Source organism: Pseudomonas shirazensis (assembly GCF_014268785.2).
Taxonomy (GTDB): domain Bacteria; phylum Pseudomonadota; class Gammaproteobacteria; order Pseudomonadales; family Pseudomonadaceae; genus Aquipseudomonas; species Aquipseudomonas shirazensis.
This window is the reverse complement of the sequence record NZ_JABWRD020000001.1, coordinates 1,696,613-1,716,861: the sequence shown is the minus strand read 5'-3', so window position 1 is coordinate 1,716,861 and position 20,249 is coordinate 1,696,613. Positions and strand designations below refer to the sequence as shown.

Sequence of the window (20,249 nt, the reverse complement as noted above, 5' to 3'; positions counted from 1 at the left end):
GGGGGTGAGCCTGAGTTCGCCCTCATCAAGGAAATAACAATAATGAGTACAGCTGCCGCCTACGCCCCGATGAACTTCAGCCTCGCTGGCCGCACCGCTTTGGTGACCGGTGCCGCCCGCGGTATCGGCCATGCGATTGCCGTCGCGCTTGGTCATTGCGGGGCCCAGGTGGCCCTGGCCGACCTTGATCCGATTGCAGCCGAACGAGCTGCCGAAGCGCTGCGTGCGCAGGGCATTCAGGCCATCGGCGTGGCAGTGGACGTGGCTCAGGAGGAGCAGGTGCTGGCGATGGTCGATGAGGTCGAGCGGCTGCTCGGGCCGGTCGATATCCTCGTCAACAATGCCGGCATCGTATCCACCGTACCGCTGCTGGAGCTGACCACGGCGGAATGGAACCGGGTCATGGCGATCGACCTCAACAGCGTGTTCTTCTGCGCCAAGGCGGTGCTGCCGGGCATGATGGATCGCCGCTGCGGGCGCATCATCAATATCGCCTCGGTGGCCGGCAAGCGTGGAGGAGGGCTGCTCGGCAACAGTTGTTATGCCGCCGCCAAGGGTGCGGTGATCGCCCTGACCAAAGGTTTGGCGCGCGAGGCGGGGCCGTTCGACATCACTGTCAATGCGGTGTCACCAGCCCTGACCGACACTGAAATGACCAGTGTGCTGGCACCGCAGGCCCGCGCCCAGCTGCTGGCGCAGATGCCCTTGGGCCGGGCGGGTACGCCGCGGGATATTGCCGCAGCGGTGTGCTTTCTGGCATCGGCGGAGGCGGGCTTTGTTACCGGCGAGATCATGGACGTCGACGGCGGCTTCATGCGCGACTGACTGCGCTTGAGATGCCACCGCGTAGACCGCGGTGGCGGTCTCGGCTCAAGCGCCTTGCCAGATACCTTTGCCAGGCAAGCGCTGACGATCATGCGCCGCGTTGAAGTCCTGCAGCGGGCCCTTGGGCACGATGCCGTTGGGGTTGATGGTCTTGTGGCTGAGGTAATAGTGCTTCTGGATATGCTCCATGTTCACCGTCTCGGCCACGCCCGGCCACTGATACAGCTCACGCAACCAGTTGGACAGGTTCGGGTAATCGCTGAGGCGGCGCAGGTTGCACTTGAAGTGGCCGTGATACACCGCATCGAAGCGCACCAGCGTGGTGAACAGGCGCACGTCGGCTTCAGTCAGGTACTCGCCCGCCAGGTAGCGTTGGCCACTCAGTAGCTGCTCGAGATGGTCCAGTTCGTTGAACACCTCATCGAACGCGGTTTCGTAGGCTTCCTGCGAAGTTGCGAAGCCCGCCCGGTAGACACCATTGTTGATGGCCGGGTAAATCCGCTCGTTGAGCGCATCGATGGTAGGGCGCAGGGCTTCGGGATAGAGGTCGAGGTGGTTGCCGGTCAGCGCATTGAAGGCGCTGTTGAAGATACGGATGATCTCGGCTGACTCGTTGTTGACGATGCGTTGTTCCTGCTTGTCCCACAGCACCGGCACAGTGACGCGACCGGTATAGCTGGGGTCGTCGCGGGTGTAGCGCTGGTGCATGTACTGCAGGCCATCGAGGTAATCCCCGCTGGAGCCTTGCTGCTGATCAAAGGTCCAGCCGTGCTCGCCCATGAGCCAGCTCACCACCGAAACATCGATCAACGGCTCAAGGCCTTTGAGCGCGCGGACGATCAGCGTGCGATGCGCCCACGGGCAGGCCAGTGACACGTACAGGTGATAGCGACCGGCTTCGGCCTTGGGCAGCTGATTGCGCCGTTGGGCGTTCTCGCGCTGGAACGCGCCGTCTTTGTTGGTCTGGTACCACTGGTCATGCCAGCGACCGTCAATCAAAAGGCCCATGCTGAGCTCCTTGTACAAAAGTGATTTGTCTTTGGAGCCCAGTCTAGGGACTAGCGTTCGGATAAATAGCGCAAAGACTGCGTGGTATCTATCGAATTAGTCGATCTTGTTGCGATCCGCCCAGAACCGCTGCGCGTCGGCAAAGGCCTGATCGCGATCCTTGCCCAGGCCTCGCAGGGCCAGCGCCATGGTGGCGACCACGGCCATTTCGCCGTAGCTGTCCTGCGCCTCGCCGCGCCAGACCGCCAGCAGGTGCTCGGGTTGCAGGGTGGCCGGTTTGACATGGCGCTGGGCGCTCATGGCGGGCCATTCCTCGTCCCAATTCTCGCCGCCGCTGGCGCCGTACAGATGGCTGGCCACGTCCGGGTTGATCTCGATCTCGCCACCATCGCCCTTTATCACAATTACGTGATCGCCGAGCAGGCGGCTGGCCTCGCGGTGTACGGCCTGATAGCCCGGGTGGAAGATGCTTTGCAGGCCGCAGCGCGCCGCCAGCGGGTTGAGCACCCGCGCCAGAGAGTGGATCGGCGAGCGCAGGCCAAGGGTGTTGCGCAGGTCGATCATGCGCTGCAACTGCGGCGCCCAGTCCTGCAGTGGGAAGAACGCCAGTTGCTGATCATCCAGGGTGCGAGCCAGCGATGCCCAGTCTCGGCACAGCGGGATCTGCAGCAGGCCGAGCAACTGTTCGGTATACATACGCCCGGCGGTGTGCGCGCCGCCGCCGTGGAGCATGATGCGCACGCCGTTGCCTGCCAGACACTTGGCCGCCAGCAGGTACCACGGCAGGTGACGTTTCTTGCCGGCATAGCTCGGCCAGTCCAGATCGACCGCGATCTGCGGGGCTTGCAGGTGCGCGCGCAGGGCTTCGGTGAAGCCGGCGAGCTCTTCAGCGCTTTCTTCCTTGTGCCGCAGCAGCATGAGAAAGGCACCCAGTTGGGTGTCCTCGACCTTGCCTTCAAGCAGCAAGGTCATCGCCGCACGGGCTTCTTCACGGCTCAGGCCGCGGGCGCCGCGCTTGCCTTTGCCGAGGATGCGCACGAATTCGGCGAACGGGTGCTCGGCAGGGGTGTGCAGGGTCAGCGGGCGCGGTTCGGGGAGTGGCTCGGTCATATGCAATTGGTCGGCTTGGGCAGGCCCGCCAGCTTGGCGGCAAGTTTGGCGGGAGTGCCATTGAACAGGCGGTTGAGGTGCGGGCTGTTGCCTTTTTCCACGCCCAGCTTGAGCGCGGTGTACTTGATCAGCGGGCGCGTGGCCGGTGACAGCTGGTACTCCTGATAGAACCCGCGCAGCACCTCGAGCACTTCCCAGTGCTCGGGGCTGAGCGCGATACCTTCGCGCTCGGCCAGAGCCTCGGCGACGGCGGGGGACCAGTCTTGCAGGTCGAGCAGAAAGCCGTCCTTGTCCAGAGCGATGTGATGCTCGCCGACAGTCAATGCGTTCATAGCCAGCTGTTCACTTTGTCGAAGCGCAACGACAACTCGACGAAGGCGGGGTAGTCCACCGCTTCGGCCAAGGTGCTGTCGATGGCACGCGCCTGGGCATCCTCAGCGAGGGCGAACAGGCGGTGCTGCAACCGTGCCGTTTGCAGCAGTTGCTGCGGCGCGGTGCCTGCGCGCAGTGCGTAAACCGCATCGCCGCAGAGCAGGATGGCGTCATCGGTACCGAGCAAACGCAGGCAGCTGGCCAGGCGATTGTCGCCAAAGGGCGAGTGGCTGATTACATGCAGGGTCGTCATCAGAGCGTTACCACCTGGTCATAACGGCCAATCAATGCCGCCAGCGCTGCATCATCCAGCACCTCGACCGGCAAGCTCAGGCTGGCCGGGTCCAGGCCGCGTTCAGCCACACTGTGGGCACAGACGAACAGCTTTTCTACGCCAAACATCGGCAGCGCCTGGAGGTTGGCGGCGAGGTCTTTGAGCTGCAGCGAGGCTGGCTGCTGGGCAGCGGCGAGCTGGAACACGCCGTCATCCATGAACAGCATGCCCAGCGGCAGATCAAAGGCGCCGCCAGCCAGGGCGATGTCCAGCGCTTCGCGTGCGGATGGGCCGCTCCACGGTGCCTGGCGGCTGATGATCAACAAGGATTTGGCCACTTCAATCGCCTCCAAAACAGACCAGACGGTCGGCAACCTGCGCCGCCTCGTGCAACTGGCCCAGCCCTGACAGCTCCCAGGGTGCCGGCAGGTTCACGGCAGGGCGCTGGTAGCGGTTGGCTTCGGTGGCATCCAGCACGCCGCGGCGCAGGGCGGCAGCGATGCACACCACCGCGTCGAGCTGATTGCCTTCGATGAACGCACGCCACTGCGCAGCCACGTCCAGTTCATCCTGCGGCGTGACGACGTTGGCCGAGGCGCTGTGCACCCCGTCCTGATAGAAGAACAGTCGGGCAATCTGATGCCCGCCGGCCAGCGCCGCCTCGGCGAAGCGCAGGGCGCGACGCGAGGAGGGCGCATGGGCCGGGGAAAAAACCGCGATGGCGAATTTCATGGGAGGCTCTTGCAACGTGATCCGGCCATGATAAAGCAAAACAACCCCGCCACCGCTACCGGCGGGGCAATGCTCACTGTTGCGCCTTGCTCTCGGGCAAGAACCAGTTCAGTACCAGCGCGCAGATGCCACCGGTGGCCACGCCCGACTCCAGCACGTTACGCAGCGCCGACGGCATGTGCGCAAGAAACTCCGGCACCTGCGCCACGCCCAGGCCCAAGGCCAGCGATACCGCGATGATCAGCAGGGCACGCCGGTCCAGCCGCGTGCTGGCGAGGATATTGATCCCCGAAGCAGCAACGGCGCCAAACATCACCATCGCCGCGCCACCCAGCACCGGCTCCGGCACTGCCTGAATCACCCCGGCAACGGTTGGGAACAACCCCAGCAATACCAGCATGGCAGCGATCCAGATACCAATGTGGCGGCTGGCAATCCCGGTCAGTTGAATCACGCCATTGTTCTGCGCAAAGATCGAACTCGGGAAGGTATTGAACACCCCAGCCAGCAGCGAGTTGGCGCCGTTGACCAGCACGCCACCCTTGATCCGCTGCATCCACACCGGGCCTTCGACCGGTTCACGCGAAACCTTGCTGGTCGCCGTTACGTCACCTATGGCTTCCAGCGACGTCACCAGATAGATCACCAGCATCGGAATAAACAACGCCCACGAGAAACTCAGGCCAAAGTGCAGCGGCGTCGGTACCTGGAACAGTGCCGCCTCATGCATGCCGGTAAAGTCCAGCCGGCCCATGTAACCGGCCAGGGCATAGCCCGCCGCCAGTGCGATGACGATGGCGCAGCTGCGCATCCACACCACCGGGATGCGGTTGAGCAGCACGATGATTGCCAGCACCACCCCCGACAGCAGCAGGTTTTCGCCGTTGGCAAAAGTGCCATTGGCCATCGCCGTGAAGCCACCGCCCATGCTGATCAAGCCGACCTTGATCAAGGTCAGACCGATCATCAGCACCACGATGCCGGTCACCAACGGGCTGATCAGGCGTTTGATAAACGGCAGAATGCGCGACACGCCCATCTCGACGAAGGAGCCGGCAATCACCACACCAAAGATCGCCGCCATCACACCCTCAACCGGCGTGCCTTGCTTGACCATCAACGCACCACCGGCAATCAACGGCCCGACAAAGTTGAAGCTGGTGCCCTGTACGATCAACAGCCCCGCACCAAACGGCCCGAAGCGCCGACACTGAACAAAGGTGGCAATCCCCGAAATCACCAGCGACATGGATACGATAAGGTTGGTATCCCGCGCTGAAACGCCCAGCGCCTGACAGATCAACAGGCCCGGGGTAACGATCGGCACGATGATCGCCAGCAGATGCTGCAGGGCAGCGAGCATGGCAATCAGCGGCCGCGGCTTGTCCTCCAGGCCAAGGACCAGTTCATTGTCAGGCGCTGCCGCGCCGGGCCCTTGTTCGATCGAACTCATGGGTAGCTGCCCCGGAAGAAAAAAGGAGCGCATTCTAAGGTCCGCTGACCGATTCGGGTAGCCTAAATGCAGCGCTTCAGCCCTATCCCTGGTGGGATAGGGCTGGTGATGTCGGCCGCCGCCAAACGTCGCCCACAAAAAAGCCCGCCGAAGCGGGCTTTTCTGCGTTACCGGTCAATCAACGATCAGTCATCACGACCCATGATGCCGAACAGCTGCAACAGGCTGATGAACAGGTTGTAGATCGATACATAAAGGCTGATGGTCGCCATGATGTAGTTGCGCTCGCCGCCGTGAATGATCGCGCTGGTCTGGAACAGAATGCAGACCGACGAGAACAGCACGAAACCAGCGCTGATTGCCAGTTGCAGGCCGCTGATCTGGAAGAAGAAGCTCGCAACCACCGCGCCCAGCAGGACGAAGAAGCCAGCAGTGATGAAGCCGCTGAGGAAGCTCATGTCTTTACGGCTGATCAGCACGTAGGCCGACAGACCACCAAACACCAGTGCAGTCATGGCAAACGCCGAGCTGACCACTTCCGCACCACCGGCCATGCCGAGGTAGCGGTTGAGGATCGGGCCAAGAATGAAGCCCATGAAGCCGGTCAAAGCGAAGGTCGACACCAGGCCCCAGACCGAGTCACGCAGTTTGGCAGTGAGGAAGAACAGGCCGTAGAAGCCGATCAGCACCACGAAGATGTTCGGGTAGCCGACACGCATCTGCTGCGCAACGAACGCCATCAGACCACTGAATGCGAGAGTAAGCGCCAGCAAGCTGTAGGTGTTACGCAGGACCTTGCTGACCTCCAGTTGATCGGCCTGCTGGCCGTGTTGTAGGGCATAATCCTGTTCGCGCATGGCGACACTCCTGTGGGTAGAAACCTATGGATGCTGAGAGCATACCAGAGCCACCGCAGGCCGCGACACAGAGAGTTTGACAGCGTGTTTCATTACGGTATTATGGCGCCCGCTGTATCCGGAAGCGTGGCCGAGTGGTTTAAGGCAACGGTCTTGAAAACCGTCGATGGGCAACTATCCTAGAGTTCGAATCTCTACGCTTCCGCCATATTCAAAGCCCTGATTATTCAGGGCTTTTTGCGTTTTTGGGTAGGCAAAACCGCTCCGTGGGACACCATTGGGGATGGTTGGGCTTGGCGAGTGCTCTTACTCGGCGATAAACCCGCTCGGCGATGTCGCCCTTGGTGTGATCCAGCAGCAGGCTGGCGTGGTCGACATATGCGATCTCAAACGCTGCCTTGGGGCGAATGTCGCGGTACTGGGACTGGCTGATTCTGTCGGCCACTATCTGGTCACCTGCAGCGACTGCATTTTCAACCGCCTCCTTCCTGGCGTCGTCCCAGCGATGACTTAGCATTAGTCATATTGAGAAACCCAGTCGATAGCAAATGCGTGTCTCGGTTTAAATTCTTTATCTTGGCTCGAACCTACCGCTAGGTTGCAGCCACCCCAGTCCGTGGGCTTTCCGGACCGAGGCAGGCTGCCTTACTGGTTGCGCTCTACGTCGGCCAAATGGCTATCGAGTACCAGGATTGCCTCCGTGAGCCCATCAATGGCATCCGGGAGGGCCTTGACGATGTAGAGCATTTCATCGCCTTGTTTCTGCGCTTGAAGCAAAGCGAAGCGGGAGGGGGTTTTGGCCATTTCGATGGCCGACTGGATGTGGGTTCTCATAGCGATATCCCTGTCAGTGAGTGGTCGCTAAAGCTACTACGCCAGGTGGCGGCCTAATAGTGGCATTTTATCCATGCTGGATGGGTGGACCGATCATCCTTTGGTTGTAGTTTTCCGGAGAAAAAAACTGACATCGTGCCTCGTCTGGGACCGATATGCTGCTGCAGCAGTTTCTGATGGTCTGAGAGGAACGATCGGCAATACCACCAGCTTGCATATCAAAGAGGCAGCGAAGCGAGCAGCTGAGATTGCGAATGCTCTGTTAATCGAGCCTAACTGTGGCTGGCTTGGAGACAAGGTTGGCCAGAGAAGGATGTTTGCCCTTGGGACAATCGACCTCATTTTTTTGCGCCTGTGTTTTTCCATCTGCTGCAAACACGTGACCCAGCCTGGATCACTTTGGCGATGGTAATTTCAATCGGCATCGTTTATTCGATGCTTTATGGGCCAGAAGGGGCATTCAAGTGAAGGCTTCGATAGAAGCAATTTCAGCGAAGTAACCGCTTCCAGAGGAGTGGTGCCTGGATCACCGCTAGGCGCCACCCATTGTCTGCTCTCTTGAGTGAGCCTGATGTGAAGAAGCCTATATGATTGCTAAAGCATGTTAGTCGCTGAAGCACCCGAGGCCCGCAATCTAGAGAGTTCTAACCGTCCGGTATGAGAGTGATTGCGTATCCCCATCGACGGTGCTCGGTATCTCGGTGTGGGCTTGAGGATTTAGCGTTTCGAGCAATTTGCTCGCAAAAGATGGCATTTTGCTCGTAATTAAAAGCCAGTTGACAGGTTCCCAGCTTTGAGTGTTGGCGTAGCATCGTTTGTGAGGATTTGGAATTCTCGATCCAAACGGTGCGCGAGGCAGCTTATCTGCTTCGCGGGGACGGAGCCCGAATGCGCCATTGGCCTGAGCCCCAGGCAAAAATCATCAAAAGCCCTGAATAAATTACAAAAGCTAGGGAGCAAACATGATTTCACTTCGTAAGCTGTCAATTCTTGCAATTCTTCCATTATTTACCGGCGTTGTCTCTGCTAAAGAATATACAGAGATTCGCTTCGGTGTGGATGCCAACTACGCTCCTTTCGAATCCAAATCTCCAGACGGCAATCTTGTGGGCTTTGATATCGAATTGGGCAACGCCATCTGTGCTGAGCTCAAAGCTGAATGCAAATGGGTAGAGAGCGATTTTGATGGATTGATTCCAGGGTTACGTGCTAACAAATTTGATGGTGTCCTGTCCTCAATGACAGTCACGCCTGCACGTGAAAAAGCGGTAGATTTCACTGATGAGTTGTTCTCCGGCCCAACATCCTATGTGTATAAGAAGGGTTCCGGCCTCAGTGCGGATGTGAATGCTTTAAAAGGCAAGCGTGTTGGCTATTTTCAGGGAAGTATCCAGGAAGGTTACGCTAAGGCGGTTCTGAAGAAGGCGGGGGTTAAGGTTCAGTCGTATCAGAATCAGAACCAGGTTTACTATGATCTAGTCTCGGGCCGTCTTGATGCCTCCATTCAAGACACGCTTCAAGCCAAAGCAGGATTCTTGAGTTCTCCTCAAGGCGCAGGTTACGAGATGAGTGAGCAGGTCGAAAGTGAACTGCTGCCATCCAAAACAGCTATTGCGGTTGTCAAAGGTAACGATGATCTTAAAGCGCAGCTGAACAAGGCTATCAAGGCAATCCATGAAAATGGGACTTATGCCAAGCTCCAGTCAAAATACTTTGGTGATTTGAATCTTTACAGCGGTAAATGATTGTAGGCGCCTATATCGCATAGGCGCTTCATTTCACCAAGAGTTTTCGATCATGATTGATAATTTCTTTGAAGCTGTAGGCCTTCCAGGGCTTAGCATGCAGGGCTTTGGGCCACTGCTGTTGGTAGGGGCCTGGATGACCGTCAAGCTATCAGTACTGTCCCTTGTGTTGAGCGTCATCTTGGGTCTAATTGGCGCGAGTGCCAAGCTTTCATCGGCATATGTAGTCAGGTTGCCGGCGCAGTTGTACACGACTCTGATTCGTGGGGTGCCCGATCTTGTGCTGATGCTGTTGATCTTCTACAGCCTTCAGACCTGGCTAACCGACCTGACACAGTACCTTGGGTGGAGTTATGTTGAGATCGACCCATTTGCAGCGGGCGTAATAACGTTGGGCTTTATTTATGGGGCCTACTTCACTGAGACTTTTCGGGGCGCAATGCTGGCGGTGGCAAAAGGGCAGCGAGAAGCCGCAGTTGCTTATGGGCTGAATCGCTCTCAGCGTTTCTTTTTGATCACCTTTCCCCAAATGATGCGGTTTGCACTTCCTGGTATTGGGAATAATTGGTTGGTTTTGCTGAAAGCGACTGCTTTGGTTTCCATTATTGGCCTTGCAGATCTGGTAAAAGCAGCCCAGGATGCCGGTAAAAGCACCTTTCAGTTGTTCTATTTTCTCGTGCTTGCGGCCCTTGTCTATTTGCTTATTACAACGCTCTCAAACTACGTATTGCGGCGGCTTGCACGTAAATATTCTGCTGGCTCGCGTGAGGCTTTGCAATGATTGAATTACTGCAGGAATATTGGAAGAGTTTCCTGTACACGGATGGAACGGAGATCACTGGTCTGGCCATGACACTATGGTTGCTGACGGCATCTATTGTCCTCGGCTTTTTAGGGGCCATTCCACTGGCAATTGCAAGGGTTTCAGAACGAGCCTATATCCGTTGGCCCGTGCAGTTCTATACATATCTGTTCAGAGGGACGCCGCTTTATATCCAACTATTGATTTGCTACACCGGCATTTACAGCATTGCTGCAGTGCGATCCCAGCCCGTCTTGGATGCGTTTTTTAGAGACGCAATGAACTGCACAATCTTGGCCTTTGCACTCAATACGTGTGCCTACACGACTGAAATTTTTGCAGGTGCAATCAGAAATATTCCCTACGGGGAGCTCGAAGCAGCTAAAGCTTATGGACTGAATGGTTGGAGGCTGAATGCGTTCGTGGTAGTGCCGTCTGCATTGAGGCGAGCGCTTCCGTATTACAGCAATGAAGTCATACTGATGCTGCACTCTACTTCGGTAGCCTTCACCGCCACGATTCCTGATATTTTGAAAATTGCCCGTGATGCCAACTCAGAAACGTTCCTGACATTTCAGTCCTTTGGGATCGGAGCGCTGATTTACCTAGCTCTTTCATTTGCGTTGGTAGGGTTGTTCCGTTTGGCTGAGCGACGCTGGTTGTCGTTTCTAGGCCCTGTACATTGACTTTAGGATTGCCGCCGATGACCAGTTTAATAACACCAAATAGCATTGAGCAGAGCCAGCGCATGGGCAAAAATCTTGAGTCAGGATACAAGCTGACGGTTGAAAATCTGCACAAGAGCTACGGCGATCACCAGGTTCTCAAGGGCGTATCGCTTAAGGCTAATAAAGGCGATGTCATTAGCCTCATTGGAGCCAGTGGGTCTGGGAAAAGTACATTTCTGCGCTGTATCAATTTTCTGGAAACACCTACAGACGGTTCTATGACGCTCGATGGAAAGCAAATCCCGATGGTCAAGGACAAGCATGGCCTTCGTGTAGCCCAAGCTGCAGACCTCCAAAGGCTGCGCACACGTTTGGCGATGGTTTTCCAGCACTTTAATTTGTGGAGTCACTTAAGTGTCATGGACAACATCACCTTGGCTCCCCAGCGAGTTCTCGGTGTAAAGAAGGCCGATGCGGAACAGGCAGCGCGTGAGTATCTAGAAAAGGTGGGCCTGCCCTCTCGGGTGGCATCGCAGTACCCGGGCTTCTTGTCTGGCGGTCAGCAACAACGTGTTGCAATCGCTCGGGCGTTGGCCATGGAACCTGAGATATTGCTCTTTGATGAGCCAACGTCAGCTTTGGATCCGGAGCTGGTGGGGGAGGTGCTGAAGGTTCTCCAGGCGCTGGCAGAGGAAGGTCGAACCATGTTGATGGTGACACACGAGATGGCTTTTGCTAAGCGAGTATCCAGCCAGATTCTCTTTTTGCACCAAGGGCTAGTTGAAGAGCAGGGTGGTGCAGACATCCTGACCAACCCTCGAAGTGAGCGATTGCAGCAGTTCTTATCCAACGGTCTTAAATGAAAGTCAATGTTATGCCTACAGGCCAATCGAATTAGATTGGCCTTTGTATTTCGGCGATAAGGTGGTCGTCAATGAAACTCATGTTCTCGCACAAGATTATAATTTCCGCTGCGTTAGTAGTCGCTACTTCTTTTACGAGTTTTGCGGTGTATAACGACACCCTCCAACATGATGCGTTGTATCGGGGCATTGAAGCAAAGCTTTCGGGCCTGAGTCAATCAACTGCCAGTGGCATTTCACAATGGATGTCTGGCAGATTGCTGTTGCTCGATAGTTTGCAGGGGTTACTTGCTTCATCTGAGGAGGCGGGCAAGCAGTTGGCTGTTCTTGATCAGTCGGTCTTGAACTCAGTATTCGCATTTACGTACTTTGGAAAGTATGACCCGCGTACGCGCCCCTGGTACAAGTCAGCAGCATTAAAGAGTAGGACTGAGTTAACCGAGCCTTATCGGGATGATACGAACGGAAAGCTTATGCTTACTGTAGCGTCTCCTGTGCACTCGCTTTATCTTAAAGTGTTCGTGTTTACCATGAGCGGAACCGTGGCTTTCTTTGAATCCATTGGGCTTCCTGGATTTCTGGCTTGGGTGATACTCCTGGTTGAGATCATCACCGGTGCTATGCTTATCTTTAAGATTGAGCCCCATATTGCTGCGGTTTCGGCAGTTCCAGTATTGCTTGGTGCAACCTGGGCGCATTCAGGAAATGGCTGGTTGTTCAGTAACACCGGTGGAGGATGGGAATACCCATATTCTGGACGATGACGCTAATTTCCATCGCACTGACCGAATGGCAGGCCAGTAAGTCACTGGTTGTGGGTCAAAGAGAATCATGTGTATTGCCAAAGGCTTAATCCGGTCTGTTGTTATAAGTGACAAATGGATCTCGTACAACATTAGGTGGAGGGGAGGCGTAAAGTCTATATGCCGACTGTCGTCAAGGCAAGTATCAGACGATTGACCATGTCCTAACAGAGTCATTAATGAAAATCCCCGAGTTACTGCAGGCTGCAGGAGCTCAGGGATTTTGTTTTTGTATTATGAGAGTGTTTTATTTTTCTACCAACACCTTAGGATTTGAGTTTCCCCAGACGGTGTACAAATCAGCCAGCAGTGCGCCGTTTATATCCTCCATTTCAGCTTGTGAAATTTCTGCCTCACCCTGTTTTCCAAACAGCACTACTTCGTCCCCTTCTTTGATGTCAGGGAAGACTGTGACATCTATCATCAGGGTATTCATTGAAACCTTGCCGACTACAGGGACGCGATGACCATCTATAAGCACGAAACCTTTATTGGTGAAGGCTCGGCGATAGCCGTCGGAGTACCCGACTGGTAAATTGGCCAGCTTCGAGTCGCGCTTCAACGTCAGTGTTCGATCGTAGCCAACCGTGTTTCCTGCGGGGTAAGGGTTAACTGACGCTACACGAGACTTGAATTCCATAACTCGTTTATATTCGGTATGCGAGGGGACAGTGTCACCAAAAAGTGCCCCGCCGGGTCTGACCATATCCAGGCGAGCTTCAGGTACTTCAAGGGTGGCGAACGAATTCGCAGTGTGTAGTGTGATCTTGCTTCTCTCGAGTTTCCCATTCTCAATGAGCCAGGTCGACTGCTTCTTAAAATCCTCTAAGCCCTTCATCACATCTGCTCGATCCTCAACAGCGTAATGAGTCATAATCGCCACGATTTCGAGGTTCTTATCATGTGTGAGGCTCAAAGCATCTTGACGGCCTTGCTCGCTTTTGAGCTCAAACCCATTACGGCTCATGCCGCCTGCATTAAGTGCGACGTGTATCTTAAGTTTTTTCCCCGTCTGTGCAGCAATGGCCCCAGCCTCTTTTGCTAATTGGGCATTCCCAATGAGCTCCTCAATGTTGTACTTCAGTGCATCCTGAATTTCACCGATTGACGCAGTTCGGACACGTACCAGATCACCGGTGAATCCACTTTCTCGCACCACTCTAGCCTCCTCGTTGCTTGCAACGGCGACGCAGGGTACGTGCATTGCAATAATCGAAGGCATCACGAGTCCGATACCGTGTCCGTAGGCGTCAGCCTTAAGAACCGCGCAAATCTTGGATTTCCCTTCCAAGGTAGACTGGAGGGTTCTTATGTTGTGCTCGAATGCGGATTTGTTAACTTCTACCCAAGCGTTGCTCGCTTGGATGGTAAGGTTAGCGCTGCCATTGTGAAGGCTAAGCGGGGGCGCCGCCCAAACAGGGGCTTGGCAAAAGGCGAGGCCTAAAGATATAGCGAGAAGTGAACGACGGAATGGCATATGAATCTCTCCGTGGGCGAACTGCTTAGTCAATCTTTGTTGTTGGGCTGCCGGGTGCCGATTACGCTCAAGTGCTACCTCCCTCTGCATTTGCTAGTGCAGTTTCATTAGGGGGAATAGAAAGGCAGTTAAGCGCTGCTCGTGACTTCTTCGTTTTATCACTAATTAGAGGAGGATGTGTAAAGGGTCAGGTTAGATTTTCTAATGGTGCTCTAATTTTACTTACCCGAGTAGCAGGGTGTAGGGCGTCGGCAAGCTTATTTTGTGGTGATGGCTTTAATTGTTTAAGGTGGTTCGTGAGACTGATTAGATTGCTGATGACTATCAATCTTTGAGATTTTTTGCTGCTGCCAGCATCGCTACTCCGATTTTTTGCTCGCCCTGCGCTATCAACGCAGACCCCGCCCCAATCATGTCTGTTGCCCCATCGTCTTGGTTAAGTTTGGATTTTCCTAACAGGCTGGTGATTTCTATTTCGATGGAAACGATGTGGGTCAACAGCTCGCTTATATAGTCTTTGGGTGCGTCGGACATCTTCCAGGGGCTATCCATAGACGCTTCATGGCGCTTTGTTAGTCGGGCAACCATTTTGCGCACATGGACTTCATCGTTGTGAAATGTTATACGGCCTTTTGCGTGAGCAACCAAATAGTTCCATGTCGGCACCTGACGCTCGGAGTCTTTTTTACTGGGTAGCCAGGTGGGGGAGATGTAAGCGTTGCCCGCCTGGAATACAACTAGTACTTGATCCAGAGCGGTTATGTCGTTTAGGAGAGGGTTGTTTTTCGATACGTGAGCCATCAGTGTTCCCAGTTCGCCTATGTTTGGCTCGAGCTCGAATGGTAGGTGGTTGGCGTCAAGTCCTGATTGTCCGTTTGAAACTAATGTTCCAAACGGATTTTCAATGATTAGCTTGTGCAGAATTTCCTTTCGATCTTCCATGAAGTGACGTGGTACATACATGTCTACAGTCTCTAATAAGAAGGGCTTGGTTGACATGATCTGAGGTGGCTTGCAAGCGTGAGCGCAGGGGGGGCTCCAGGCAGCCACGGGGCTGCTAACAGCGTTCAGCAAGCGCCCTAAGAGGGAAGCAAGCTTCTCATGGCGTGCTTGCGCACGGCTGCAGTCAAGAGCTCAAGATTCTTTGAGTTACAGCGCCATCGATGCCAGTAAAGGGGGATATCTACATAGTGGTTCGGGGCAATATTGACTAGCAATTTAGAGTCAATAAGTGTCGTGGCCACTACCGCTGGTGCCATTCCCCAGCCCAGTCCACGTTCAAGCGCTTCAAAAAAACTGTGAAAGGTGGGGAGGTAATTAACGGGTGGGGCGAGATCTATGTTTAAAATTAATCTCATGAAAGAGTGTTGGATTTCGTCTTTGTGGTTGAATGCTAGCAGGGGCGCTTTGGAGAGCGTCTCTGTACTCAAACCAGCAGAGAAATGCTTATTATGAAAGCATCTTGACGCTAGCGCGATATAGCGCATTTTTCCGAGGTGTTCTACCTGGCAACCTGGTGCGGCAGTGTGGCTTCCACTCACGGCAGCGACTACATTGCCGTCTCGAAGTAAAGCCTGTGAGTGATCTTGGTCTTCAATTCGGATGTCGAAAGTTAGGTTTGACTGATTTTTAACCCATTCCACAACATCTATGAACCAAGTATCAAGGGAGTCGGCATTTACTGCGATGGGAATCCTGGTCTGGTTGTGAAATCCATTATCGAGAAGGCCCAGGTCTTGGTTTAATTCGTTTTCAAGAAAGTCGATTTTTTCGGTAAACTTCAATAGCGTGATTCCTGCTGGAGTAGCTTTGCAGGGCGAGCCTCGCATGATTAATACCTGTCCAACCCTGTCTTCTAACTGCTTGATTCTCTGGCTGATCGCGGAGGCAGTTATGTGCAGTTTTCTAGCCGCGCCCTCAAAGCTGCCCTCCCGAATCACTGATGAAAAAGCGGTAAGCTGCAAATTATCGATCTTCATAATCAGTATTCCGCTTTGCTAATTGTCAGGAGTGCTGGTCAAGTCGTCTTTGTTTCAGCTTATACGTCTTGGTTCGTATAGTACGGGTGCCCCGGTATGGAGCAGCACTGGAACCTGAATCAGCTCTTCAAGAATGTAGAAAAGTGATCATGCCAGCCCTCTGCGGCGGCAAAGGGTAGTAGGCCGCTAACCATTCCACGATGCAGCAGGCCGTGGGATAAAACATGGCTCAACATTTCTGACTTGTTCATATTTCCAGGCTTACCATCTGCAAACACAAAAATTAACCTTTCCTCCAGATCAGCTTCAGTGGCCGCTTTGGTGTAGTTGACAAACCAATTGTTTGCTTCTGTGAATTTCAATGACAGGTCAGATAAACGCTGCGGCTCTTCTGTTGTAGTCGAGTCACACGGCATGGCATCGCCGAGCAACCGCCCAATGAAAAGGTTGTCCACGATGTTGATGTGAGCGAGATGCCAGAGCGCCTCCGACTGGTGGGGTGCAGTGAATGTATTAGGCGACTCTGCCAAAATTTTGAACAGCTCGGATTCAGACCAAGCTTTGTATTGAAATAACGAGTGGAAAACGCCTGCAGCAGTCATTTTTTCTCCTCCGCTCTCACGGGACTGGGTGGCTTTGCCGTCCGGGCAAATGCTGGAAGGTGAGGCGGCGGTCAGTATATTGACTTTTTCGGTCGATGGCACGAAGCTGTGGTGGCGCTTGGTGAAAAAACACTGCGCAGTGGGTTCTGCGGCTGCCTCTAAGCTCCCAGGGCGGGCCAATCCTTAACCGGAAAGCAAGCTTGCTTCGATCGAGTCTGAGGGTGTCTAGGTGCGGGGCTCAAACAATAATTTACGTGTGTGTGATTGCTTTGCGCGATCCGGAGGTGGCGATGAAACGCACTTTGGACAAAATCGATGAAAGGATCATCGAGGAACTTACTAGGAATTCGCGTTTAGCTCACAATGATATTGCGATGAAAGTTAACCTTTCTAGAAACGCTGTCAGGCTTCGGATTGAGCGATTGGAACGAGATGGATATATAAAAGGGTATACCATAGTAAAGGGGTCTGCCACTTCAGAGCACCCTCCGATACGAGCGCTCGTGTTTGTTTACCGACAGGATCGCATGAGAGGAGCGGAGGTGGTGCGCTCTGTGGCTGCAATCCCTGAAGTGGTTGCGTGCAATGTTATGAGTGGCGATCTTGATATTGTTCTGACTGTCGAAGCTTGTTCTCCAGATAGAATAAATAAGGTGTGGACTGATATTTCCAGTCTCCCTGGCGTGGTGAACACTGTGACTTCCTTTGTGTTGTCCCATACAAAATAGGTAACAGGCAAACCGACATGCGACGCGAGCATTTTGCTAGCAAAAACGGTCTGTTTGGCATATTTGGTAAAGCAGGGTTGCGGCTTACGATTTCCTCCCGTGGTAAACAACAATATGAGGCCGTTGCTGTGACTGAATACAAAATTGCTTTGCTGGGTTTCGGTGGTGTGAACCGTGCTCTGGCCCAACTGGTAGCCGAGAAGAATGAACTGTGGGCTGCCGAGCTTGGCTTTACGCTGAAAATCGTTGGCGTTAGCGACATTTTCTTGGGTTCGGTGATTGGTAAGGACGGCCTGGATCCCAAAAAATTGGTAGCGGTGCCTGTAGCCAAAGGCGCCTTTGCAGCTCTGGAAAATGGTAGCGCTGAGCCGGCCAACGAGACGGTCATTCGTTTTTCCGGTGCAGATATTGTTGCTGAGGCCACATTCACCAATCCGGTTGATGGTGAGCCAGCAACCACATTCTGTCGCTGGGCTCTGGAAAAGGGCCTTAGCGTTGTGACTACTAACAAAGGCCCAGTGGCTCTCCACTCGACTGCGCTCAAGAAGCTGGCTGCGACGAATGGTGCAGCCTTTGAGTTTGAAGGTGCCGTGATGAGCGGTACTCCAGTGATCCGTCTGGCCCAGGAAACATTGGCCGGTTCGGAAATCACTGGCTTCAAGGGCATTTTGAACGGCACCTCCAACTTCATTCTCAGCAGCATGCAAGCCGGTCTCGACTTCAGCGATGCCTTATCGAAGGCTCAGGAGCTGGGCTATGCCGAAGCAGACCCAACTGCTGACGTTGAAGGTCACGATGTCCGTCTGAAGGTCGTCATTCTGGCCAATGAGCTGCTGGGCGCGCAGCTGACCCCGAGCGATGTGTGCTGTGAGGGCATCTCGAATATTACTGCTGCAGACATTCAAAACGCGGCCCGCAATGACTCCCGCTGGAAGCTCATCGGCAGCGCTCAGCGTACCTCGGCAGGTACTGTAATTGCCTCGGTCAGCCCGCAACTCCTCCCCAACTCTGATGCATTGGCTGGAGTAAGTGGCGCCACAAACGCTGTCAGCTTCGAAACCAACCTGCTGGGCCCGGTCACTGTTGTAGGTGCTGGTGCTGGCCGTATTGAAACTGCCTACGCACTGCTGTCCGACATCATCAGCATCCACAAGAACAAAACCAAACAGGCGATCTGAATATGAATAGCTTGAGTCTGGCTCTGTCCACAGATTACGAAGAGATCACAGTATTCAACCCGTTTGATGGTTCTGTGATTGGTGAGGTAGCCAAGGTTCCTGCCACTTCTGCTCACTTGGTGATCGATGCTGCCAAGCACGGTGCTGTGACCGCTCGCAACCTTTCTCGCGCTGACCGCTCTCGTATTCTGGAGCACGCAGCTGCACTGGTGGAGAAGGACAAGGATGATTTCGCGAAACTCATTTCAGCGGAGTCTGGTAAAACAATTCGCCAAGCGCGCAAGGAAGTTCTCCGCTGTGTAAACACGCTCAAGCTTTCAGCTGAAGAGGCCAAGCGTAACGCCGGAGAGGTGATTCCATTCGACTCTTATGTTGGTTCTGAATCTCGCCAAGGGTGGTTCACTCGCGAGCCTCTGGGTGTGATCTTGGCTATCACCCCTTATAACGACCCGCTGAACCTGGTTGCTCATAAGCTGGGCCCGGCCATCGCCGGCGGCAACTCAGTGGTGCTGAAGCCTTCCGAGCTCGCTCCGCTGTCCGCCGTCAAGCTGGTGAGTTACCTGAACAAGGCTGGGTTGCCTACTGAAGTTGTTTCGGTGGCTACCGGTGACGCTGAACTGGGTAAGGCGTTGGTTGCCCACCGCGCTGTACGGATGATCTCCTTCACAGGTGGTTTTGCTACAGGCGAGCAGATTACCAAGACTGCCGGCCTCAAGAAGATTGCGATGGATCTTGGTGGTAATGCGCCAGTGATCGTCATGGCCGACTGCGAACTTGAATCCACCGTCGAGTCGTGCGTTTCGGGCGCGTACTGGGCGGCAGGGCAGAATTGCATTGGTACCCAGCGGATTCTGATCGACAGCAAGATCTATCAGATCTTCAAAGAGAAGTTCGTCGAGCAGTCCCGCGCTTTGGTAGTAGGGAATCAGTCAAACGAGGCGACGGACGTCGGCCCAATGATCTCTGAGGCAGCGGCCAAACGTGCAGAGGATTCTGTACAGGAAGCTGTCAGCAAGGGGGCCAAGGTTCTGCTTGGTAACAAGCGGGAGGGCACACTGTTCTATCCAACCGTCCTGGAAGACGTGAGCTTTGAGTGTAAGGTCTGGCAGGAAGAGGTGTTCAGCCCCATCGTTATTCTGCAGGAGATCAGCACGCTCGAAGATGCTCTGGCGCTCGCCAACGAGCCAGAGTACAGCCTGCACGCTGGCATTTTCACCAGCAATCTGAACACCGCTATGAAGGCAGCAAAGCTGCTTGAGGCGGGTGGTGTGATGATCAACGATTCGTCTGACTACCGTTTCGATGCAATGCCATTTGGTGGCTTCAAGTACGGCAGCATGGGGCGTGAGGGTGTGCGCTTCGCCTACGAAGATATGACCCAGCCTAAGGTCATTTGCCTGAACGGGCCCAGTGAGTAACGACTGAAGACACTTCAGGGGCCGGTTTTTCGTCAGGTAGTAAAGGAGGGGCATCCGTGCCCCTTATCCAAGATCAGGGGAGCGATAATGAGCAACCTTATTCAACGATACCCTAGCCAGGCACCACTCCCTCTTTCCAGGGCAGCGAAGGCGGGTGGTTTTTTATTCCTTTCAGGGCAGATTCCGGTTAGCGCATCTGGTGATCTCATAAAGGGTGACATCAGGGCTCAGACCAAAGCTGTGTGCCTGCGCATTGGTGAAACCTTGGCTGCGGCTGGGTCCAGTTTTGATCAGGTCGTCAAGGCAACAGTATGGTTGTCAGATTTGAGTCATTTTGATGGCTTGAATGAAGTCTATAAAGAATTCTTCGGCACAAATCTGCCTGCGCGCTCGACGGTTGTTTCTGAGCTGGTACTGGGTGTGGATGTTGAGATAGAAGTTCAAGCTTTTATTGGCGATTCTCACTAACTGTCGTGCGGTTATAGATTGTCTGCTGGCTACATCCAGGTCTACCTGGCTTG

At 54.5% G+C, this 20,249-nt stretch carries 24 protein-coding genes and 1 tRNA gene; 11 read left to right on the top strand and 14 right to left on the bottom strand.

Going from position 1 to position 20,249, the window contains the following annotated elements:
- Window positions 1-42: 42 nt before the first annotated feature.
- Entirely contained in the window at window positions 43-825 is a 783-nt protein-coding gene (locus tag HU736_RS07850; protein WP_202883887.1) for an SDR family NAD(P)-dependent oxidoreductase, read from the top strand.
- A gap of 45 nt (window positions 826-870) precedes the next feature.
- On the opposite strand, the gene HU736_RS07845 is transcribed toward HU736_RS07850, so the two are convergent.
- The 8 genes from HU736_RS07845 to HU736_RS07810 form a co-directional block, all read right to left on the bottom strand.
- On the bottom strand, window positions 871-1,833 hold the full coding sequence (locus HU736_RS07845; protein ID WP_186698905.1) for a glutathione S-transferase family protein: 963 nt from the start codon (window positions 1,831-1,833) through the stop codon (window positions 871-873).
- Window positions 1,834-1,929: 96 nt separating this feature from the next.
- On the bottom strand, window positions 1,930-2,943 hold the full coding sequence (locus HU736_RS07840) for a glycosyl transferase family protein (RefSeq protein WP_186698908.1): 1,014 nt from the start codon (window positions 2,941-2,943) through the stop codon (window positions 1,930-1,932).
- The gene (locus HU736_RS07835) at window positions 2,940-3,275 is read right to left on the bottom strand and encodes a TusE/DsrC/DsvC family sulfur relay protein (RefSeq protein WP_101320796.1); all 336 of its coding nucleotides are present in this window, start codon (window positions 3,273-3,275) and stop codon (window positions 2,940-2,942) included. The genes HU736_RS07840 and HU736_RS07835 overlap by 4 nt, the downstream gene beginning before the upstream one ends.
- Window positions 3,272-3,568 carry a sulfurtransferase complex subunit TusB gene (gene tusB, locus HU736_RS07830; protein ID WP_186698910.1) on the bottom strand — a complete coding sequence of 99 codons (297 nt, stop codon included), beginning with the start codon at window positions 3,566-3,568 and terminating at the stop codon, window positions 3,272-3,274. Before tusB ends, HU736_RS07835 begins: the two co-directional genes overlap by 4 nt.
- The gene (gene tusC / locus HU736_RS07825) at window positions 3,568-3,927 is read right to left on the bottom strand and encodes a sulfurtransferase complex subunit TusC (RefSeq protein WP_103437862.1); all 360 of its coding nucleotides are present in this window, start codon (window positions 3,925-3,927) and stop codon (window positions 3,568-3,570) included. Before tusC ends, tusB begins: the two co-directional genes overlap by 1 nt.
- A gap of 1 nt (window position 3,928) precedes the next feature.
- Window positions 3,929-4,321, bottom strand: coding sequence for a sulfurtransferase complex subunit TusD (tusD, locus tag HU736_RS07820; protein ID WP_101320790.1), 393 nt, complete (start codon window positions 4,319-4,321; stop codon window positions 3,929-3,931).
- Between the two features lie 73 nt (window positions 4,322-4,394).
- Window positions 4,395-5,774 (bottom strand): nucleobase:cation symporter-2 family protein, encoded by a 1,380-nt coding sequence (locus HU736_RS07815; protein WP_103437861.1) that lies wholly within the window; start codon window positions 5,772-5,774, stop codon window positions 4,395-4,397.
- A gap of 185 nt (window positions 5,775-5,959) precedes the next feature.
- Complete coding sequence (locus HU736_RS07810; protein WP_186698912.1) at window positions 5,960-6,631, bottom strand: Bax inhibitor-1/YccA family protein; 672 nt, start codon at window positions 6,629-6,631, stop codon at window positions 5,960-5,962.
- 120 nt (window positions 6,632-6,751) lie between these two features.
- Here HU736_RS07810 and HU736_RS07805 point away from each other — a divergent pair.
- Window positions 6,752-6,839, top strand: a tRNA-Ser gene (locus tag HU736_RS07805).
- 15 nt (window positions 6,840-6,854) lie between these two features.
- Here the strand turns inward: HU736_RS07805 and HU736_RS07800 are convergent.
- A complete protein-coding gene (locus HU736_RS07800) occupies window positions 6,855-7,076 on the bottom strand; it encodes a hypothetical protein (protein ID WP_186698914.1) in 222 nt (73 codons plus the stop codon).
- A 200-nt stretch (window positions 7,077-7,276) separates the two neighbouring features.
- Entirely contained in the window at window positions 7,277-7,465 is a 189-nt protein-coding gene (locus HU736_RS07795) for a hypothetical protein (protein WP_186698917.1), read from the bottom strand.
- A gap of 962 nt (window positions 7,466-8,427) precedes the next feature.
- Between HU736_RS07795 and HU736_RS07790 the strand changes: the two genes are divergently transcribed.
- The 5 genes from HU736_RS07790 (at window position 8,428) to HU736_RS07770 (ending at window position 12,307) form a co-directional block, all read left to right on the top strand.
- Window positions 8,428-9,210 (top strand): transporter substrate-binding domain-containing protein, encoded by a 783-nt coding sequence (locus HU736_RS07790; RefSeq protein WP_186698919.1) that lies wholly within the window; start codon window positions 8,428-8,430, stop codon window positions 9,208-9,210.
- A 52-nt stretch (window positions 9,211-9,262) separates the two neighbouring features.
- Window positions 9,263-9,991, top strand: coding sequence for an ABC transporter permease (locus HU736_RS07785; protein WP_186698921.1), 729 nt, complete (start codon window positions 9,263-9,265; stop codon window positions 9,989-9,991).
- Window positions 9,988-10,698: an ABC transporter permease gene (locus tag HU736_RS07780; RefSeq protein ID WP_186698923.1), complete on the top strand. Its 711-nt coding sequence runs from the start codon at window positions 9,988-9,990 to the stop codon at window positions 10,696-10,698. Before HU736_RS07785 ends, HU736_RS07780 begins: the two co-directional genes overlap by 4 nt.
- Window positions 10,699-10,760: 62 nt before the next feature.
- On the top strand, window positions 10,761-11,543 hold the full coding sequence (locus HU736_RS07775) for an ABC transporter ATP-binding protein (RefSeq protein ID WP_186699303.1): 783 nt from the start codon (window positions 10,761-10,763) through the stop codon (window positions 11,541-11,543).
- Window positions 11,544-11,614: 71 nt separating this feature from the next.
- The gene (locus tag HU736_RS07770; RefSeq protein WP_202883888.1) at window positions 11,615-12,307 is read left to right on the top strand and encodes a DoxX family membrane protein; all 693 of its coding nucleotides are present in this window, start codon (window positions 11,615-11,617) and stop codon (window positions 12,305-12,307) included.
- Between the two features lie 286 nt (window positions 12,308-12,593).
- Here the strand turns inward: HU736_RS07770 and alr are convergent, their stop codons facing one another.
- From alr to HU736_RS07750, 4 genes are all read right to left on the bottom strand, one after another.
- Complete coding sequence (alr, locus tag HU736_RS07765; RefSeq protein WP_186698925.1) at window positions 12,594-13,823, bottom strand: alanine racemase; 1,230 nt, start codon at window positions 13,821-13,823, stop codon at window positions 12,594-12,596.
- Window positions 13,824-14,147: 324 nt separating this feature from the next.
- Window positions 14,148-14,786 (bottom strand): FMN-binding negative transcriptional regulator, encoded by a 639-nt coding sequence (locus HU736_RS07760; protein ID WP_186698927.1) that lies wholly within the window; start codon window positions 14,784-14,786, stop codon window positions 14,148-14,150.
- A 116-nt stretch (window positions 14,787-14,902) separates the two neighbouring features.
- Entirely contained in the window at window positions 14,903-15,802 is a 900-nt protein-coding gene (locus HU736_RS07755) for a LysR family transcriptional regulator ArgP (protein ID WP_186698929.1), read from the bottom strand.
- A 119-nt stretch (window positions 15,803-15,921) separates the two neighbouring features.
- Window positions 15,922-16,506: a DinB family protein gene (locus tag HU736_RS07750; protein WP_186698931.1), complete on the bottom strand. Its 585-nt coding sequence runs from the start codon at window positions 16,504-16,506 to the stop codon at window positions 15,922-15,924.
- Between the two features lie 188 nt (window positions 16,507-16,694).
- On the opposite strand from HU736_RS07750, the gene HU736_RS07745 reads away from it, so the two are divergent.
- The 4 genes from HU736_RS07745 to HU736_RS07730 all read left to right on the top strand — a co-directional run bounded on the left by HU736_RS07745 (window position 16,695) and on the right by HU736_RS07730 (window position 20,196).
- The gene (locus HU736_RS07745) at window positions 16,695-17,132 is read left to right on the top strand and encodes an Lrp/AsnC family transcriptional regulator (RefSeq protein WP_186698933.1); all 438 of its coding nucleotides are present in this window, start codon (window positions 16,695-16,697) and stop codon (window positions 17,130-17,132) included.
- A 128-nt stretch (window positions 17,133-17,260) separates the two neighbouring features.
- Window positions 17,261-18,310, top strand: a complete 1,050-nt coding sequence (locus HU736_RS07740) for a homoserine dehydrogenase (RefSeq protein ID WP_186699305.1) — start codon at window positions 17,261-17,263, stop codon at window positions 18,308-18,310.
- Window positions 18,311-18,312: 2 nt separating this feature from the next.
- Window positions 18,313-19,728 (top strand): aldehyde dehydrogenase family protein, encoded by a 1,416-nt coding sequence (locus HU736_RS07735; RefSeq protein WP_186698936.1) that lies wholly within the window; start codon window positions 18,313-18,315, stop codon window positions 19,726-19,728.
- 87 nt (window positions 19,729-19,815) lie between these two features.
- On the top strand, window positions 19,816-20,196 hold the full coding sequence (locus HU736_RS07730) for a RidA family protein (RefSeq protein ID WP_186698938.1): 381 nt from the start codon (window positions 19,816-19,818) through the stop codon (window positions 20,194-20,196).
- Window positions 20,197-20,249 lie beyond the last annotated feature (53 nt).

What these genes read in the sequence shown, in the direction of transcription:
- HU736_RS07850 (WP_202883887.1), top strand. Translation starts at nt 43, where the DNA reads ATGAGTACAGCTGCCGCCTACGCCCCGATGAACTTCAGCCTCGCTGGC.
- HU736_RS07845 (WP_186698905.1), bottom strand. Translation starts at nt 1,833, where the DNA reads ATGGGCCTTTTGATTGACGGTCGCTGGCATGACCAGTGGTACCAGACC.
- HU736_RS07840 (WP_186698908.1), bottom strand. Translation starts at nt 2,943, where the DNA reads ATGACCGAGCCACTCCCCGAACCGCGCCCGCTGACCCTGCACACCCCT.
- HU736_RS07835 (WP_101320796.1), bottom strand. Translation starts at nt 3,275, where the DNA reads ATGAACGCATTGACTGTCGGCGAGCATCACATCGCTCTGGACAAGGAC.
- tusB (WP_186698910.1), bottom strand. Translation starts at nt 3,568, where the DNA reads ATGACGACCCTGCATGTAATCAGCCACTCGCCCTTTGGCGACAATCGC.
- tusD (WP_101320790.1), bottom strand. Translation starts at nt 4,321, where the DNA reads ATGAAATTCGCCATCGCGGTTTTTTCCCCGGCCCATGCGCCCTCCTCG.
- HU736_RS07815 (WP_103437861.1), bottom strand. Translation starts at nt 5,774, where the DNA reads ATGAGTTCGATCGAACAAGGGCCCGGCGCGGCAGCGCCTGACAATGAA.
- HU736_RS07810 (WP_186698912.1), bottom strand. Translation starts at nt 6,631, where the DNA reads ATGCGCGAACAGGATTATGCCCTACAACACGGCCAGCAGGCCGATCAA.
- HU736_RS07795 (WP_186698917.1), bottom strand. Translation starts at nt 7,465, where the DNA reads ATGAGAACCCACATCCAGTCGGCCATCGAAATGGCCAAAACCCCCTCC.
- HU736_RS07790 (WP_186698919.1), top strand. Translation starts at nt 8,428, where the DNA reads ATGATTTCACTTCGTAAGCTGTCAATTCTTGCAATTCTTCCATTATTT.
- HU736_RS07785 (WP_186698921.1), top strand. Translation starts at nt 9,263, where the DNA reads ATGATTGATAATTTCTTTGAAGCTGTAGGCCTTCCAGGGCTTAGCATG.
- HU736_RS07780 (WP_186698923.1), top strand. Translation starts at nt 9,988, where the DNA reads ATGATTGAATTACTGCAGGAATATTGGAAGAGTTTCCTGTACACGGAT.
- HU736_RS07775 (WP_186699303.1), top strand. Translation starts at nt 10,761, where the DNA reads ATGGGCAAAAATCTTGAGTCAGGATACAAGCTGACGGTTGAAAATCTG.
- HU736_RS07770 (WP_202883888.1), top strand. Translation starts at nt 11,615, where the DNA reads ATGAAACTCATGTTCTCGCACAAGATTATAATTTCCGCTGCGTTAGTA.
- alr (WP_186698925.1), bottom strand. Translation starts at nt 13,823, where the DNA reads ATGCCATTCCGTCGTTCACTTCTCGCTATATCTTTAGGCCTCGCCTTT.
- HU736_RS07760 (WP_186698927.1), bottom strand. Translation starts at nt 14,786, where the DNA reads ATGTATGTACCACGTCACTTCATGGAAGATCGAAAGGAAATTCTGCAC.
- HU736_RS07755 (WP_186698929.1), bottom strand. Translation starts at nt 15,802, where the DNA reads ATGAAGATCGATAATTTGCAGCTTACCGCTTTTTCATCAGTGATTCGG.
- HU736_RS07745 (WP_186698933.1), top strand. Translation starts at nt 16,695, where the DNA reads ATGAAACGCACTTTGGACAAAATCGATGAAAGGATCATCGAGGAACTT.
- HU736_RS07735 (WP_186698936.1), top strand. Translation starts at nt 18,313, where the DNA reads ATGAATAGCTTGAGTCTGGCTCTGTCCACAGATTACGAAGAGATCACA.
- HU736_RS07730 (WP_186698938.1), top strand. Translation starts at nt 19,816, where the DNA reads ATGAGCAACCTTATTCAACGATACCCTAGCCAGGCACCACTCCCTCTT.